The organism is Pseudomonas sp. (assembly GCF_046581935.1).
GTDB lineage: Bacteria > Pseudomonadota > Gammaproteobacteria > Pseudomonadales > Pseudomonadaceae > Aquipseudomonas.
On record NZ_JAYGFK010000003.1, the window covers coordinates 16,735 to 34,060 of the forward strand.

General features: G+C 57.7%; 12 protein-coding genes. 10 read left to right on the forward strand and 2 right to left on the reverse strand.

What is annotated here, in order from left to right; translation table 11 throughout:
- Positions 1-145 precede the first annotated feature (145 nt).
- The 8 genes from pilG (at position 146) to VCA57_RS02190 (ending at position 13,457) form a co-directional block, all read left to right on the forward strand.
- A complete protein-coding gene (gene pilG / locus VCA57_RS02155; RefSeq protein WP_087515271.1) occupies positions 146-553 on the forward strand; it encodes a twitching motility response regulator PilG in 408 nt (135 codons plus the stop codon).
- Between the two features lie 47 nt (positions 554-600).
- Complete coding sequence (gene pilH / locus VCA57_RS02160; RefSeq protein WP_411183321.1) at positions 601-966, forward strand: twitching motility response regulator PilH; 366 nt, start codon at positions 601-603, stop codon at positions 964-966.
- Between the two features lie 45 nt (positions 967-1,011).
- On the forward strand, positions 1,012-1,548 hold the full coding sequence (locus VCA57_RS02165) for a chemotaxis protein CheW (protein ID WP_411183322.1): 537 nt from the start codon (positions 1,012-1,014) through the stop codon (positions 1,546-1,548).
- An 84-nt stretch (positions 1,549-1,632) separates the two neighbouring features.
- Positions 1,633-3,678: a methyl-accepting chemotaxis protein gene (locus tag VCA57_RS02170; RefSeq protein ID WP_411183323.1), complete on the forward strand. Its 2,046-nt coding sequence runs from the start codon at positions 1,633-1,635 to the stop codon at positions 3,676-3,678.
- Positions 3,679-3,746: 68 nt separating this feature from the next.
- Positions 3,747-4,604 (forward strand): protein-glutamate O-methyltransferase, encoded by an 858-nt coding sequence (locus VCA57_RS02175; RefSeq protein WP_411183655.1) that lies wholly within the window; start codon positions 3,747-3,749, stop codon positions 4,602-4,604.
- 33 nt (positions 4,605-4,637) lie between these two features.
- A complete protein-coding gene (locus VCA57_RS02180; protein WP_411183656.1) occupies positions 4,638-11,939 on the forward strand; it encodes an Hpt domain-containing protein in 7,302 nt (2,433 codons plus the stop codon).
- A complete protein-coding gene (locus VCA57_RS02185; RefSeq protein ID WP_411183324.1) occupies positions 11,936-12,955 on the forward strand; it encodes a chemotaxis protein CheB in 1,020 nt (339 codons plus the stop codon). The genes VCA57_RS02180 and VCA57_RS02185 overlap by 4 nt, the downstream gene beginning before the upstream one ends.
- A gap of 31 nt (positions 12,956-12,986) precedes the next feature.
- Positions 12,987-13,457 carry a chemotaxis protein CheW gene (locus VCA57_RS02190; RefSeq protein WP_411183325.1) on the forward strand — a complete coding sequence of 157 codons (471 nt, stop codon included), beginning with the start codon at positions 12,987-12,989 and terminating at the stop codon, positions 13,455-13,457.
- Positions 13,458-13,515: 58 nt separating this feature from the next.
- Here the strand turns inward: VCA57_RS02190 and VCA57_RS02195 are convergent, their stop codons facing one another.
- Both VCA57_RS02195 and VCA57_RS02200 read right to left on the reverse strand, forming a co-directional pair.
- Positions 13,516-14,235: a 16S rRNA (uracil(1498)-N(3))-methyltransferase gene (locus VCA57_RS02195; RefSeq protein WP_411183326.1), complete on the reverse strand. Its 720-nt coding sequence runs from the start codon at positions 14,233-14,235 to the stop codon at positions 13,516-13,518.
- 83 nt (positions 14,236-14,318) lie between these two features.
- The gene (locus tag VCA57_RS02200; protein ID WP_411183327.1) at positions 14,319-15,725 is read right to left on the reverse strand and encodes an adenosylmethionine--8-amino-7-oxononanoate transaminase; all 1,407 of its coding nucleotides are present in this window, start codon (positions 15,723-15,725) and stop codon (positions 14,319-14,321) included.
- Between the two features lie 282 nt (positions 15,726-16,007).
- Between VCA57_RS02200 and VCA57_RS02205 the strand changes: the two genes are divergently transcribed.
- Both VCA57_RS02205 and VCA57_RS02210 read left to right on the forward strand, forming a co-directional pair.
- Complete coding sequence (locus tag VCA57_RS02205; protein WP_411183328.1) at positions 16,008-16,559, forward strand: cytochrome b; 552 nt, start codon at positions 16,008-16,010, stop codon at positions 16,557-16,559.
- Positions 16,560-16,590: 31 nt separating this feature from the next.
- Positions 16,591-17,187, forward strand: a complete 597-nt coding sequence (locus VCA57_RS02210) for a YceI family protein (protein ID WP_411183329.1) — start codon at positions 16,591-16,593, stop codon at positions 17,185-17,187.
- The last annotated feature ends 139 nt before the right edge of the window (positions 17,188-17,326 follow it).

Below are 17,326 nucleotides of genomic sequence, written 5' to 3' on the forward strand. Positions count from 1 at the left end.
CTTGGCGCTGAGCGGCTTATAGATTGCATCAGGAGAGTGTGCTAAAAAGGCCCGACGACTGGGTCGTAGCCCGTCGGTGATAGGGCCTCAGGCGCACTGCTATAACGCAAAAATAACGACTCACCGAGGCGATGGTAGGGCAAACATGGAACAGCATTCCGAGGGTTTGAGGGTAATGGTGATCGACGATTCGAAAACGATTCGTCGTACCGCGGAAACCCTGCTGAAAAAGGTGGGTTGCGATGTAATTACCGCAGTTGATGGCTTCGATGCTTTGGCAAAGATTGCCGATACCCATCCGAACATCATCTTTGTCGACATCATGATGCCGCGGCTCGATGGCTATCAAACCTGTGCCTTGATCAAGAACAACAGCGCTTTCAAATCCACTCCGGTGATCATGCTGTCCTCCAAGGATGGCCTGTTCGATAAAGCCAAGGGGCGCATTGTCGGCTCTGATCAATACCTGACCAAGCCCTTCAGTAAGGAAGAGTTGCTCGGTGCGATCAAAGCTCATGTGCCTGACTTTATGCCGGTTGAACAAGCGTCCTGACGCTTAGCTGAATAGCTGAGCGCCTTTTAAAAGTATTGGGAAACACCATGGCTCGAATTCTGATTGTTGATGACTCGCCGACTGAAATGTACAAGCTGACTGCCATGCTGGAAAAGCATGGACATCAGGTGCTCAAAGCGGAAAACGGTGCCGATGGCGTCGCATTGGCTCGCCAGGAAAAGCCTGATGCTGTGCTGATGGATATTGTTATGCCGGGTCTTAATGGTTTCCAGGCAACCCGTCAGCTGACTAAAGATGCTGACACCAACCATATCCCGGTCATCATCGTTACGACTAAGGATCAGGAAACTGACAAAGTCTGGGGCAAGCGCCAGGGTGCGAAGGATTACCTGACCAAACCTGTCGACGAAGAAACCTTGGTTAAAACCTTAAATGCGGTATTGGCCGGTTAACACCTGGTTTGTCCGCAATTAGAAAAAAATAAGGCCGCAGCTGGCATGTCGGACGCGCAAACACCTTTTCAGACGCTTCAGGATATCGACAGTCTCTGTCGCTCGCTCGCTGCTGGCCTGCCTTCGCAGCAGGCCGTAGTGCAGACCTGGAGTGGTATCGGCTTTCGTATGGGCGAGCGCTTTTTTGTCGCGCCGATGGGTGAGGTCGGTGAGGTTCTGCATGAGCCGCGTTACACCTTGTTGCCCGGCGTAAAAAGCTGGGTCAAGGGTGTGGCCAACGTGCGTGGTCGCCTGTTGCCAGTAATGGACTTGTGCAGCTTTTTCGGCAATGAGCTGTCGCCGCTGCGTAAGAAACGTCGCGTTCTAGTGGTGGACCATCAGGAAGTCTTTGCTGGTCTGACGGTCGACGAAGTGTTTGGTATGCAGCATTTTCCTGTGGATACCTTCACTGAGCAGCTGCCGCCCCTCGAGGCGGCCATGTCACCCTTTATCCACGGAGTCTTTCAACGTGAACAGCCCTGGCTGGTGTTCAGCCCACACGCGCTGGCCCAGAACCCGGGTTTTCTCGACGTGGCGTATTAGCAAATTATCGGTGGGGCCGGCATTGCCGGCCTTTTGGCGTTACATGGGAACCGTAGTGCGGTCGGTCCAGGCGGGGGCCAGTAAATGAAAAAACTAAATGCAGGTAATTTGTTAGCAGGTACGCGCAGTAGCACATTGATTGCGGGGCTGTTTATTGTCCTGATCGTTTCGATTGTGCTGTTGTTCGCCAACTTCGCCTACATCAACACGCAATCCAACTACGACACGGAGTACATCGGCCACGCCGGTGAGCTGCGCGTTCTCTCCCAGCGTATTGCAAAGAACTCCACTGAGGCGGCGGCCGGTACGCCGGAAGCTTTCGGTTTGCTGCGTGATGCGCGCAACGATTTCCAGGCGCGTTGGGGTTACCTCACCGGTGGCGACGAGTCTACCGGGTTGCCGGCGGCACCTGAGTCTCTGCAGCCGCAGATGGCGGTGGTGCAGCAGGATTGGGATACCCTGCGGCAGAACACCGACGCCATTCTGGCTAACGAACAAACCGTATTGTCGCTGCATCAGGTAGCCGCCACCTTGGCGGAAACCATTCCGCAGCTACAAGTCGAGTACGAGGAAGTGGTCGATATCTTGCTGGAGAGCGGTGCGCCTGCTGCCCAGGTTGCGGTTGCTCAGCGTCAGTCGCTGCTTGCTGAACGTATTCTTGGTTCGGTGAACAAGGTACTGGCCGGTGACCAGGATTCAGTACAAGCGGCTGATATGTTCGGTCGCGACGCCAGTCTGTTTGGTCGTGTACTGTCGGCGATGCTGGAAGGCAACGCGGCCATGGAGATCACCAAGGTAACCGACGACGAAGCGCTTGAGCGCCTAGCGGAGATTTCCGAGCTGTTCGAGTTCGTTTCCGGTTCGGTAGACGAGATTCTTGAAACCTCGCCAGAGCTGTTCCAGGTACGTGAGTCGGCCAACGTTATTTTCAGCGTATCGCAGACCCTGCTTGATAAGGCTTCAAGTCTCGCTGCTGGCTTTGACGGCATGGCTGCTGGTCGTGCCGTTAACACGCTGATTGGTTACGTGCTGGCTGCTTTGGCGCTTGGCTCGATCATCCTCATCGGTTTGGTGATGGTGCGTGAAACCAACAGTCGTCTGGCATCTACTGCCGAGAAGAACGAGCGTAACCAAACGGCGATTCTGCGACTGCTCGACGAAATCGCTGACCTCGCAGACGGTGACTTGACGGTGGCCGCGACAGTAACCGAAGACTTTACCGGTGCCATCGCTGACTCCATCAACTACTCCATCGACCAGTTGCGTGATCTGGTAGCCACGATCAACCTGACCGCCGTTCAGGTAGCTGGCGCTGCCCAGGAAACTCAGGCCACGGCGATGCACCTGGCTGAAGCCTCCGAGCATCAGGCTCAGGAAATTGCCGGTGCTTCTGCGGCAATCAACGAAATGGCCGTGTCGATTGACCAGGTATCGGCGAACGCCTCGGAGTCTTCTGCGGTAGCGGAGCGTTCCGTAGCCATCGCTAACAAGGGCAACGAAGTCGTACACAACACCATCACCGGCATGGATAACATCCGTGAGCAGATCCAGGACACCTCGAAGCGGATCAAGCGCCTCGGTGAGTCGTCCCAGGAGATCGGTGACATCGTTAGCCTGATTAACGACATTGCTGACCAGACCAATATCCTTGCATTGAACGCCGCGATCCAGGCCTCCATGGCGGGTGACGCCGGTCGAGGCTTCGCCGTGGTAGCGGACGAAGTACAACGCCTCGCAGAACGTTCTTCTGCTGCAACCAAGCAGATTGAAGCGCTGGTTAAGACGATTCAGACCGACACCAACGAAGCCGTTATCTCCATGGAGCAAACGACCTCTGAAGTGGTGCGCGGTGCTCGTCTGGCACAAGACGCCGGTGTGGCTCTGGAAGAGATTGAAAAGGTATCCAAGACCCTCGCGGCTTTGATCCAGAACATCTCCAACGCCGCCCGCCAGCAGGCCTCTTCCGCCGGTCATATTTCCAACACGATGAACGTGATTCAGGAAATTACCTCGCAAACCTCGTCCGGTACTACGGCGACCGCCAAGAGCATTGGTAACCTGGCCAAAATGGCCAGTGAGATGCGTAAGTCGGTATCTGGCTTTACTTTGCCGGATGGGGAACAGGCTTAAGGTCGCACTGTGTGGTGGGCTGAGAGGCCCGCTGCATAAAGGTCTATGCCGTGAGCGAGGGGCACGACATGCAGTCAGGCGTCTGGGCCTTGCAGCCTCTGGTAGATATGACGGCCACGGAATTCCGTGACTGGCAGGTGTTGCTTGAGGAGCGTACCGGAGTTGTTCTCAATGAGCAGCGGCGGGCGTTTCTGCAAACCAATCTGAGTGCGCGGATGCGTGAGTTGGGCGTTATGGACTACGCCGAGTACTACCAGCAGGTAACCGATGGACCGCGTGGCGCAGTGGAGTGGTCGACCCTGTTGGATCGACTGACTGTGCAGGAAACTCGATTCTTCCGGCATCGCCCATCCTTTGACGTGCTTGAGAGCTATTTGCATAAGCGTTTGCAGCAGGGCCTCACGCAGCCTTGGGAGCTTTGGAGTGTTGGTTGTGCCAGCGGTGAAGAGCCTTATTCGCTGGCCATTAGTGCCTCCGAGGTACTGCGCGAAAGTGAACATGCGGATTATTTCGGGGTAACAGGTACCGATATAAGCCTGAATGCTTTGAGTAAGGCGCGTGATGGCCAGTATGGTGCGCGTCGCCTAGAGCAGTTGGATAGCGATCTGCGTCAGCGTTACTTCCTGGCCCAGAGCGATGGACGTTTTAAAGTGGTGCCGACTTTGGCTGCACGTGTGTGTTGCGCGCGGCTGAATGTGCTGGAACTGGCCAAGGCACCGATGTCCGGTATGGACGTTATTTTTTGTCAGAACTTGTTGATCTATTTTCGTCGCTGGCGCCGCCGCGAGATCCTCAGCCGCCTCGCCGAGCGCCTGGCACCTGGAGGATTGCTGGTGGTTGGAGTGGGCGAAGTAGCAGGTTGGCAGCATCCGGAGTTGATCCCGGTTGCCGACGAGCGAGTGCTGGCGTTTACCCGCAAGGGATAAGGCAGAAGAGCCAAGTTTATGAGTGGAGTGGCTATGGGTGATCGGCACGATTATGTCGCCCTGGAATGGGTTAAAGGCGAGATCGCGGAAACCCTGAAACAGGCGCGTCAGGCGCTGGAGGCGTTCGTTGAGAACCCCCAGGATGCTACGCGCATGCGTTTCTGCCAGACCTATGTGCATCAGGTGCTTGGCACCTTGCAGATGGTCGAGTTTTTCGGTGCGGCGCTGCTCGCGGAAGAAATGGAGCAGCTAGCCGGTGCCTTGATCGAAGGCAAAGTGACCAACCAGGGTGAAGCCCTGGAAGTGCTGATGCAGTCGATTCTGCAGTTGCCGGTATATCTTGACCGTATCCAGACTGCGCGCCGCGACCTGCCGATGGTCGTGTTGCCTCTGCTCAACGATCTGCGCGCCGCGCGTGGAGAAAAACTGCTCTCGGAAACCAGCCTGTTTGCGCCGGATATGTCCGTGCGTGCTCCTGCGTTGTCAAGCGAGTCGATTGACCAGCTGCGTACTGCCGAATTGCCGGTACTGCTGCGCAAGCTGCGGCAAATGCTGCAAGTGGCGCTGGTTGGAGTGATTCGCAACCAGGATATGCCGACCAACCTCGGTTACATGGCGCGAGTGTTCGCCCGCCTGGAGAACCTCTGTAAGGATTCACCGCTCGGCTCGCTGTGGCAGATCGCTTCAGGTGTGGTCGAAGGTTTGGCTAACGGCAGCGTCGCCAATGGCTCGTCGATTCGTACCTTGTTGCGTCAGGTCGATAAGGAGCTCAAGCGTCTACTTGAGCAAGGTGTGGATGGTCTTAACCAGTCAGCGCCTGATGAGCTGAACAAGAATCTTTTGTTCTACGTTGCCAAATCGTCGGCACAATCGCCGCGTGTCAGCGCGTTGCGCGAGCAGTACCGTCTAGACGATGCGTTGCCTAACAACGATGTGGTCGACGAAGAGCGTGCCCGTCTGGCCGGGCCTGATCGCGATGCTATGCGTTCGGTGGTGGCGGCTCTGTGCGAAGAGTTGGTGCGGGTCAAGGACAGTCTCGACCTGTTTGTACGCAGTGACCGTAGTCAGGTCGCAGATTTGGATAGCCTCGTCGCGCCACTCAAACAAATTGCCGACACCCTGGCTGTTCTGGGTTTTGCCCAGCCGCGCAAAGTAATCGTCGATCAGCTCGAAGTGGTCAGCAACTTGGCCAAGGGCCAGGGCGAGCCAAGTGATGCGGTGTTGATGGATGTTGCTGGTGCCTTGCTCTATGTTGAAGCCACCTTGGCTGGCATGGTTGGCCCGGCGCAGGAGGGTGGCCGTGAAGAAAGCCATCTACCGACCACTGATGTGGTGCAGATTCATCAACTGGTTATCAAGGAAGCGCGTACTGGCCTAGAGCAAGCCAAGGACGCGATCATTGAGTTTATTGCCTCGCAGTGGAACCACGAGCACCTGGCGCGCGTTCCCGATTTATTGACCCAGGTGCGTGGTGGCTTGGCGATGATTCCGCTGCAGCGCGCTGCCGATCTGCTAAACGCCTGCAATCGCTATATTCAGGAACAATTACTGGCGCGTAAGGCTGTGCCGAACTGGCAGAACCTCGACACCCTGGCGGATGCTATCACCAGCGTCGAGTACTACCTCGAACGCCTGAGCGAAGACCACGCGAGTCAGGGTGATCTGATTCTCGACGTCGCCGAGGAAAGTCTGGAGAACTTGGGCTACCCGCTGAAAGAAAAGCCGTCGATTCTTGATCGTGTCGAGCCGCCTGTAGAGTCCTTTGCACCACTGGCCGATCCTCTGGACGAAATGGAAGTGCTAAGTGCCGAGGTCGAGCCGGAGCTCGATTCCGATCTTCCGGCTGAGCAAGAGCAGAGCCCGCAAGCTGTTGCCGAAGAACCGTTGAGATTGGATCTATCAGACGACTTCAGTGCTGAGTTTGCTGATCTCGACTCGGCTGCGGCTGACGCACCATCGCAGCCTGAGTGGGCCAGTGACTCTCCGCCTGCTGATCTTGAGCTAATCGATTTCAATCTTGACCTGGCCGATGCCGAGCCAATGCCATTGGCTGAGGTTCAGCAGGAGCAGCCACTTACTGACGAAGAGCTGCAACTCGGTAGCTTTGAGCTGGATGAAAGCGACAGCCCGGCCAACTGGAATGAAGATGAACTGGCAGCGCTTGAGCTGCCAGAGGTTGACCTGCCTAGCGCCCCGCTGACGGCAGAAGCCGAGCAGTCGGTTGCTGAGAAAGCCCTGTCGATGGCCGATGTAATGGCCGCGCCGGTGCTGGCGATCAACCCGCCTGCGCACGATGTGCCGCCGAGCTTACTGCCGCCCCCCGCTGATGAAGAGCCCATTGATGAAGAACTGCTAGAGGTCTTTATCGAAGAGGTTGGTGAAGTACTCGAAACTATTAGCGAGTACTTCCCACAGTGGTGCGCCGACACTGACAACAAAGATGCCCTAAGCGAAATCCGCCGTGCCTTTCACACGCTCAAGGGTAGCGGCCGGATGGTACGAGCCCTGGTGATCGGCGAGCTGGGCTGGTCTATTGAAAACCTGCTCAACCGTGTCCTTGACCGCAGCATTCAGCCTGGCGCTGAAGTGCAGCAAGTGATCGCCGATGTGGTTGCACTGATGCCAGCCCTGGTCGATGAGTTTGCCAACAAGGCGCAGCGCCAGCGTGATGATGTCGACCTGTTGGCTGCCACGGCACACGCTCTGGCCAAAGGCCGAAGCCTCCCAAAAGCTGATGCCCCGGTGAATCTGGTAGCAGAGGCCGAGGGCAGTTCAGCGGCTACCACCGAAGTTGAATCGCAGGTCGTAGCGCCAGTCGAGGATGAGGAAGGGCTTGATCCGCAACTGCTGGAGATCTTCCGCAATGAAGCGGAAATGCACCTCGACACGCTGGTTGGCTTCCTTGCCGACTGTGCTCAGGAGTTGCCGCAGCCCGTTACGGACGACCTGCAGCGTGCATTGCACACGCTCAAGGGCAGTGCCTCGATGGCTGGTATTCAGCCTGTGGCGGAGATCGCCGCGCCCTTGGAGAAGCTGGTCAAAGAATTCAAAACCAACCTGATTCAGATGGACTTGGCCGAAGCTGAGCTGTTGAGCCGTGCCGAAAAGTTATTCCGCCTTGGCCTTGAGCAGCTTGAAACAAACCCACTTGATCCCTTGCCAGGTGCCAGCGAGTTCCTTGAACGTGTGCAGAAGTTGCACAGCGACCGCTTGGAACACGCCGAAAGCAATCGTCAGGGTGAGCCGGGCGAGAAGCGCGATCCGCAGATGCTCAGCATCTTCCTGGCTGAAGGCATGGACATCTTGCTTGATGCCGAAGACCTACTGCGTCGCTGGCGTGAGCATCCGTCCGAGCGCCAGGAGCTGAGTGCACTGCTGGAGGAGCTGACCACCCTCGGACGTGGTGCCGAGATGGCTGATTTACCGCAGATCGACGAACTGTGTGAAGCCCTGCTGGATCTTTATGGTGCTGTGGAAGAGGGCAGCTTAGCCGTTAGTGACCGCTTCTTCAGCGAGGCCGAAGCAGCCCACGAAGCCTTGATTGGCATGATGGACCAGGTGGCAGCAGCGTTGCAGGTCAGCGCGGCACCTGAGCGTGTTATGGCGCTGCGTGACCTACTTGCAGAGGCATTGGACCCCAATACGTTGGCGTTGCTGTCCAATAACGGTGAGTCCGGTATTGACGTCGTCGAGTTGGCTGACGCTACTGCGGCACTCGAGTCGCTGAGTCTGACGGAGCCCCAAGAGCTTGAGGTGGAAGAGGTTGCAGAGCAGGCAGAGCTAGCCCCCGAGCTGCCCGCTGCATCTGTGTACGAGACGCTCGATGAAGAAATGGTGTCGATCTTCCTCGAAGAGGCCGTGGATATTCTCGACAGTGCCGGTCAGGCTCTAGAGCGCTGGTTGGCAGACCCCGACAACAAGGCCGCTCTGTCGTCTCTGCAACGTGATTTGCACACCCTCAAGGGTGGTGCTCGGATGGCCGAGATTAGCCCGATTGGTGATCTCGCCCATGAGCTTGAGTCCTTGTACGAGGGCTTGGTTGATCGTCGTTACAGTTTCTCGCCAGAGCTAGCCGGTTTGCTGCAGCAGAGCCATGACCAATTGGCGCATTTGCTTGAGCAACTGCAAGCGCGATCCACCATGCAGTCGCCCGAGCAACTGATCGAAGCCATTCGTAGTTTCCGCCAAAGCGGCGGACAAAGTGTGCCGGTTATTGCTGCCAGCCCTGAGCCGGAGACTGAATCACTACCGCAGGTTGAGGTGGAGTTACCTGAGGTTGAGGAGGAAATCGACTTCGGCATTCTTGCGGATGCAACGCCGCCAGAAATCAACACCGAGTCGCCTGAGGACGAGCTTGAACAAGTCGATGAGACCCAGCCGTCAACTGTCGAGGTGGACGAGCAACCTCCCGTTACGCTGGAAGACTCGGAGGATCTCGAATGGCCTGAGGTTGTGGATAGCGAGCCCGATTCGCTAACAACTGCAGGCTCGCCTTCTGCCCCTGCTGTGCTGGATGATGATCGTGATCCGGAATTGGTGGAAATCTTCCTTGAGGAAGGTTTCGACATCATCGACAGCGCGGGTGCAGCGCTGCAGCGCTGGATGGACGACGTTAACAACAGCCTGGAGCTGGAGTCACTGCAACGTGACCTGCATACCCTCAAGGGTGGTGCACGGATGGCCGAGATCCGTGAAATTGGTGATCTGGCCCACGAGCTTGAGTTCCTTTATGAAGGCCTTGGTCAAGGCCGATTGCGGCCTAGTCAGGACCTGTTCACCTTGCTGCAGAGCTGCCACGACAGTCTGGCCGAGATGCTTGAGGCGGTGCGCGATAAGCGCGCTGTGCCGAATGGCGATGCGCTGATTGAAACCATTAAACGTTTCCGCGCCAATCCGGATGAGCAACTGAGCATGCCGTCCGCAGTTGCCCTCAAGGCTGCGGAGAGTCAGCAAGATGACGATGCTGAAGCCGATATTCTCGACATCTTCCTTGAGGAAGGTGACGACCTGCTGGAGGCCATGGAGGTGGCTATCGGCCGCTGGGAGGCTGATCGTGAAGACGGCGCTGCCATCGACGACATGCTGCGCATCCTGCACACCCTTAAAGGTGGTGCGCGGCTGGCTGGGCAGAAGCGCCTGGGCGATCTCACGCATAACCTTGAACAGCACCTGACTGATGCTCAAACGCAAGGTGCGCCTTGGCCGCAGAGTCTGTTTGTTGATGTGCAATCGGGTTTTGAAGGTTTGCAGCAAGAGCTCGACGTTCTGCGTCAGCGCTTGAATGACAGCCTGGTCGCTGACGCGGCGAGCACGCAAGTTGCTGCGCCAGCCGCAGAGCAAGGCACACGCTTACCAGAATTGACTTCTCCGATTGTCGCGGCCAGCGGTATGCCGGCACAGGAGCTGGTAGCCAAGGTGCTGCCGTTCGTGCGCCGCGCTGAAGAGGCCGCGCTAGAGGCAGCCTCGCGGCGAGCCCCGCAAGAGCTGGTCAAGGTTCCTGCCGAGTTGCTTGAGGGTTTGGTTAACCTGGCTGGGGAAACGTCGATCTTCCGTGGTCGTGTTGAACAGCAAGTCAGCGACTTCGGCTTCACGCTTAGCGAGATGGACGCGACCATCGACCGCGTGCGCGATCAGCTGCGGCGTCTGGATACTGAAACCCAGGCGCAAATTCTCAGCCGTATACAGGCGGAGGCCGAGCGGGTTGGTTATGAGGACTTCGATCCTCTGGAGATGGACCGTCACTCGCAGTTGCAGCAACTCTCGCGTGCGTTGTTCGAGTCAGCTTCCGACTTGCTTGATTTGAAGGAAACCTTGGCGGCGCGTAACCGCGACGCGGAAACCCTGCTGTTGCAACAGGCACGGGTCAACTCCGAGTTGCAGGAAGGCCTGATGCGCACGCGCATGGTGCCGTTCGACCGCTTGGTGCCGCGTCTGCGGCGTATCGTGCGGCAGATTGCTGGCGAGCTAGGCAAGCAGGTCGATTTCCTGGTCGGCAATGCCGACGGTGAGATGGACCGTACGGTGCTTGAGCGCATTGTGGCCCCGTTGGAGCACATGCTGCGCAATGCCGTGGACCACGGCATCGAGGCCGCAGATGTGCGCAGCGCTGCAGGTAAACCGGCGCAAGGCACGATTCGCCTGGCGCTGGGGCGTGAGGGCGGTGATATCGTTCTGACGTTGGCCGACGACGGCGGCGGTATTCGTCTGGATGCGGTCAAGCGTAAGGCCATCGAGCGCGGTTTGATGGACGCTGACGCCGACCTGAGCGATTACGAGGTCCTGCAGTTTATTCTCGAAGCCGGTTTCTCCACGGCAGAGAAGGTCACACAAATTTCCGGGCGTGGCGTCGGTATGGACGTGGTCCACTCCGAGGTCAAACAGTTGGGCGGCTCGATGAGTATCGAGTCGGTTCCGGGCACGGGCACTACGTTCACCATCCGCCTGCCGTTTACCGTATCGGTTAACCGTGCGCTGATGGTGCTGTCTGGTGAAGACCTGTATGCCATTCCGCTGAACACCATCGAAGGTATCGTGCGGGTTTCCCCGTATGAGCTGGAGGCCTATTACGCGCCGGATGCACCGCGCTTTGAGTACGCTGGTCAGAGCTATGAGTTGCGCTACCTGGGGGATCTGCTGAACAACGGCCAGCAACCAAAACTGGTGGGGCAGAGCCTGCCGCTACCGGTGATTTTGGTGCGCTCTAACGAGCACGCCATGGCAGTGCAGGTCGACTCGCTTGCGGGCTCCCGTGAGATCGTGGTGAAGAGCCTCGGTCCGCAGTTTGCTGGCGTACACGGGATTTCCGGCGCGACCATCCTTGGTGACGGTCGTGTGGTGGTGATTCTCGATCTGCTGGCAACCATCCGCGCGCTGCATGCCCATCTGCTCACGCATATGCAGCCTCGCCAGCTCAAGCAGTCGGCCACTGCCGCCGAGATCGAAGCAGATCGGCCGACGCTGGTCATGGTAGTCGACGATTCAGTTACCGTGCGTAAGGTCACCAGCCGCTTGCTGGAGCGTAACGGCATGAACGTATTGACGGCTAAGGATGGTGTGGATGCCATCTCGCAGCTGCAGGAGCGCAAGCCCGACATCATGCTGCTGGACATCGAAATGCCACGCATGGACGGTTTTGAAGTCGCCACCCTGGTGCGCCACGATGAAGGTTTGAAAGACCTACCGATCATCATGATCACCTCACGTACCGGTGAAAAACACCGGGAGCGGGCCATGAGCATTGGCGTCAACGAGTACCTGGGTAAGCCTTATCAGGAGTCCTTGCTGCTTGAAACTATTCAGCAATTGGTGGGCCGCCACCCGGTAAACCGCACATGACCGAGAAAACTGCAGCCCGTATTGCGGTTATCGCCGATACCTCGTTGCAGCGCCATGTGCTGCAGCAGGCGTTGACTGGTAGCGGCTATCAGGTGGTGATGAACAGCGATCCGGCGCGCCTTGATCAGGAAACCCTGAATACCTGCGAAACCGACCTATGGCTGGTTGACCTGGCGCAGTCAGAAGATTTGCCGCTGGTCGACAGTCTGATGGAAAGTGCCTCGGCCCCGGTGCTGTTTGGTGAAGGTCATGCGCCTGAGCGTCACTCGGAAAACTACCCGCGCTGGGAGCGCCGCCTGTTCGGCAAGCTAAAGAAGCTGGTGGGTGATCCCTCACAGGCCGTTGGCCCTAGCCTGGACGCTCTGCTGGCTGAAGCGCAGCGGCCATCGCGTCTGGATCTGCCGGCTGCGCTGGCGGATACCCCACTGGTAGCCGGTGAGCCGGCGCGTCAGGTATGGCTGCTGGCTGCATCCCTTGGTGGGCCAGCTGCTGTAAAAGCCTTTCTCGATGCCTTGCCGGGCGGCTTGCCGATTGGTTTTGTTTACGCCCAGCACATCGACGCCAGTTTCGAGAGCGCGCTACCACAAGCTGTTGGACGGCATAGTCAGTGGCATGTCAATCCGGCGCGGCACGGCGATACGGTGCGTTGCGGTGAAGTCATCGTTGTGCCAATTAGCCATGAACTGGGCTTCGCCGATGACGGCACCATGCAGATTGCCGAGCGCGGCTGGCCGGAGCCTTACAGCCCATCGATCGACCAGATGATGCTCAATTTGGCCCAGCATTTTGGCGCGATGAGTGGCGTGATCGTCTTCAGTGGCATGGGCAGTGATGGCAGCGCCGCGGCCGCCTATGTGCGCCGCCAAGGTGGCTTGATTTGGACCCAGCGCGCTGACAGTTGTGCCTCCCCAAGCATGCCTGACAGTCTGCGTGAGGGCGGCTACAGCAGCCTAAGCGGCGATCCGCGTGAGCTGGCCGAGTCGCTGGTCAATCACTTGGCCGAGCAGTGCAGTTAATCCGGGGCGCTGCCCTGAACAGGAATATTTCATGAGCCAAGCCGTCGCCACCCAGAACAACGCCAGTAGCCTGACCGGCCTGTTGATGCCGCTGACTGATCGTACTCTGCTGCTGCCTAACGTCGCGGTCGCTGAGCTGATTCCCTATCGCGCACCGCAGGTCAGTGATGGCATGCCCAGCTGGTTTCTGGGGCAGATTGCCTGGCGTGATCTGCGCTTGCCGCTGCTGTCGTTTGAGGCCGCTTCGGATGGCCAGGCTAGTGTGGCTGCTGGCTCGCGGGTGGCGGTAATCAATGCCCTTGGCGGTAGAGCTGCAGTCAAGTTCATTGCTGTGCTGGTGCAGGGCATTCCGCGCTCGATTAAGGTCAGCGCCGATCTGGCTCGGGCCGATGTCGCGCTGTCGCCGTTGGAGCTGGATGCCGTGCAGTTTGGTGAAGCCGTGTTGAAGATTCCCGACCTGATTGGTCTGGAGCAGAAGCTGGCAGACGCCGGATTGATCTGAGTCGAACTGCACGAAAAGCCCGCGTTTTGCGGGCTTTTTTATGGCGTGGACGTCGAGTTTAGAAATCGCCCCACAACTGCTGTGCGACGCTCAGCGCCACTACCGGCGCGGTTTCCGTGCGCAGTACGCGTGGACCAAGGCGGGCGGCGTGGAAACCATGATTGTTGGCTTGGGCGACTTCGTTATCGGTCAAACCGCCTTCCGGGCCGATCAGAAAGGCCAGCGATTCAGGTTGTGGATGGCTGGCCCAGGGTTCGGCAACCGGGTGCAGCACCAACTTCAAATCGGCGGATGCTTGGTTTAGCCAGTCGCTCAGGCTAATCGGCGGGTGAATGATCGGCAGCACCGAGCGGCCGCATTGTTCACAGGCACTGATTGCCACCTGCCGCCAGTGCGCCATGCGCTTGTCGGCGCGTTCATCCTTGAGGCGCACTTCGCAGCGCTCGCTGATGATCAGGCTGATTTCATTGGCACCCAGCTCGGTGGCTTTCTGAATCGCCCAGTCCATGCGCTCGCCGCGTGACAAGCCCTGGCCGAGGTGAATATGCAGCGGTGATTCGGCCTGGCCGGCGAACGCTTCGCGCAACTCGACGCGTACGCTTTTCTTGCCGACCTCTATCAGCTCGCCCAGGTACTCCTGGCCGCTGCCGTCAAACAGTTGCAGCGCATCACCAACGCTATGCCGTAAGACGCGGCCGATATAGTGCGCCTGGGCTTCTGGCAGTTCGTGTTGACCGAGAGATAAGGGGGCATCGATAAAGAAACGAGATAGGCGCATGGATTGATCGCTGCTGCGGCACAGTTGAGGGCGCAAGCTTAACGCCTCCGCCGTGCCGCTTACAGCCGATCAATGGCGAAGATTTAGCCCGGGTCGCGAAAGCCGGGGTAATTGCTATTGCCCATTGCCACGCTGACCGAGGTGCGGGTGGCGATATCGATGCCTTCGCTGGCCACTTCTGCGAGAAAATCGATCTGCTCGGGAGTGATCACATAAGGTGGCAGGAAATACACCACGCTGCCCAGTGGCCGCAGTAACGCGCCACGCTCAAGGGCGTGCTGGAATACTTTGAGGCCACGGCGTTCCTGCCAGGGGTAGGCGGTCTTGCTCGCCTTGTCCTGCACCATTTCGATGGCCAGGGCCATGCCGGTCTGGCGCACCTCGGCCACTTGTGGGTGGTCGACTAGGTGTGCGGTGGCGCTGGCCATGCGTGCGGCCAGGGCCTTGTTGGCCTCGATCACATTGTCCTGTTCGAAGATGTCCAGGGTCGCCAGGGCGGCCGCGCAGGCCAGCGGGTTGCCGGTGTAGCTGTGTGAGTGGAGGAAGGCGCGCAGGGTTGAGTAGTCGTCATAAAACGCCTGGTACACCTCGTTGGTGGTCAAGCACGCCGCCAACGGTAGGTAGCCACCGGTGAGGGCTTTCGACAAACAGAGGAAGTCCGGGCGAATGCCGGCCTGTTCGCAGGCGAACATCGTCCCGGTGCGGCCGAAACCGACGGCAATTTCGTCGTGGATCAGGTGTACGCCGTAACGATCACAGGCCTCGCGCAGTAACTTGAGGTAGATCGGGTGATACATGCGCATGCCACCGGCACCCTGGATCAGCGGTTCGACAATCACGGCAGCCACTTCATGGCCGTGCTCCGCCAGGGTCTGCTCCATATGGGCGAACATGGCGCGTGAATGCGCTTCCCAGCTCATACCTTCTGGGCGGTGGTAGCAGTCTGGGCTGGGCACTTTGATGGTGTCGAGGAGCAGCGCTTTGTAGGTATCGGTGAACAGGGCGACATCGCCCACTGACATCGCTGCGATGGTTTCGCCGTGGTAGCTGTTGCTCAGGGTGACGAAGCGTTTCTTCGCCGGTTTTCCGACGTTGAGCCAGTAGTGAAAGCTCATCTTCAGCGCGACTTCGATGCACGACGAGCCATTGTCGGCATAGAACACCCGGTCCAGGCCGGCGGGTGTCAGCTTTACTAGGCGCTCTGATAACTCAATTACTGGTTGGTGGCTAAAGCCGGCAAGAATTACGTGCTCCAACTGGTCAACTTGATCTTTTATGCGTTGATTGATGCGCGGATTGGCATGACCGAACACGTTGACCCACCAGGAGCTGACCGCATCGATGTAGCGCTTGCCGTCGAAGTCTTCCAGCCAGACACCTTCGCCGCGACGAATTGGCACCAGTGGCAGATGCTCGTGATCTTTCATCTGAGTACAGGGGTGCCACAGCACCGCTAAGTCACGTTGCATCCACTGATTATTCAGGCTCATGAGTACTCTCCTCGAAACCGCTTGCGACATGCGCAGGCAAACAATCGCGCAGCCTATGCAATGCGCTGATTAGGAACAACCTATTGTGTCGTCCTTTGCCTTTGATGCTGCGTGCAGGGCAAGTGTTACTTTTGGTTTCTTCGCCTGCTGATTTCGCTTGATGCTGGTCTAATACGATCAATGCGCATCTGATCGATTTCGTTGATATATCTAAGCCGTTTTTTCCGCTTTAATTCGATGGATAATTCGATAGTCTTGGGCGCAGTCATTTAGGGATTTTCCATGCAGCTACGTAATTCTTCTTCTCGCTACGGCTGGGTCAGTGTGCTGCTGCACTGGGCTGTCGCACTGGTGGTGTTTGGCCTATTCGCACTCGGGCTGTGGATGGTCGGTTTGGATTACTACAGTGCCTGGCGTAAAGATGCGCCGGACCTGCACAAGAGCATAGGCATCACGTTGTTCGCGGTCATGCTGCTACGCGTGCTGTGGCGATTTATCAGCCCGCCGCCGCCAGCTCCGGCCAGTCACGGACGGTTGACCCGTCTGGGTGCCAAGCTCGGACACGCCTTTTTGTACGTGGTGCTGTTTGCGGTAATGGTCGCCGGTTACCTGATTTCCACTGCCGAAGGTGTTGGTATCCCGGTGTTTGGTCTGTTTGAAATTCCCGCGCTGGTTTCTGGTCTGCCGGATCAGGCAGAGATAGCCGGTGATGTGCATTTGTACTTGGCCTGGGGACTGGTGGTATTTGCCGGTATCCATGGCTTGGCAGCACTGAAACACCACTTTATTGACCGTGATGCGACCCTGACTCGTATGCTCGGTCGCAATACCTGATGTTCAACCTCGACTCTAAGGAATAGAAATCATGCTGAAAAAGACACTCGCTGCTCTGGCAATCGGTTCTGCACTGCTGACTGCTGGTCAGGTCATGGCCGCTGATTACGTGATCGACAAACAAGGCCAGCACGCCTTCGTTGATTTCAAAGTCAGCCACTTGGGTTACAGCTTTATCACCGGTACTTTCAAGGATTTGGACGGTACGTTCAGCTTTGACGCTGCCAAGCCGCAAGACGCCAAAATCGAAGTTAACGTGCGTACTGCCAGTGTGTTCACCAACCACGCAGAACGTGACAAGCACATCTCCAGCAAAGACTTCCTGAACGTGAGCGAGTTTGCCGACGCTAAGTTCGTCTCCACCAGCGTCAAGCCAACCGGCAAGACTGCTGATGGCAAGCAAATGGCTGACGTGAGCGGTGATCTGACCATCCTCGGTGTGACCAAGCCGGTTGTGGTCAAGGCCACCTTCCTGGGTGAAGGCAAAGATCCGTGGGGTGGCTACCGCGCCGGTTTCGAAGGCACCACCACCATCAATCGTCAGGACTTCGGCAAGCAGATGGATCTGGGCCCAGCGTCCAACATGGTTGAGCTGTACGTGACATTTGAAGGTGTTAAAGCGAAGTAATTTCGCCTGCCGTACAAAAACGCCTCGGATCGTTATGCTCCGGGGCGTTTTTTATGGGCTCAGATATCTGTATGTGGCTAGCGTGGCGCGTAGAAAGCCGCCTCATTGTTCGCTGGCGCTAAGGCTGCCCAGGGATAAA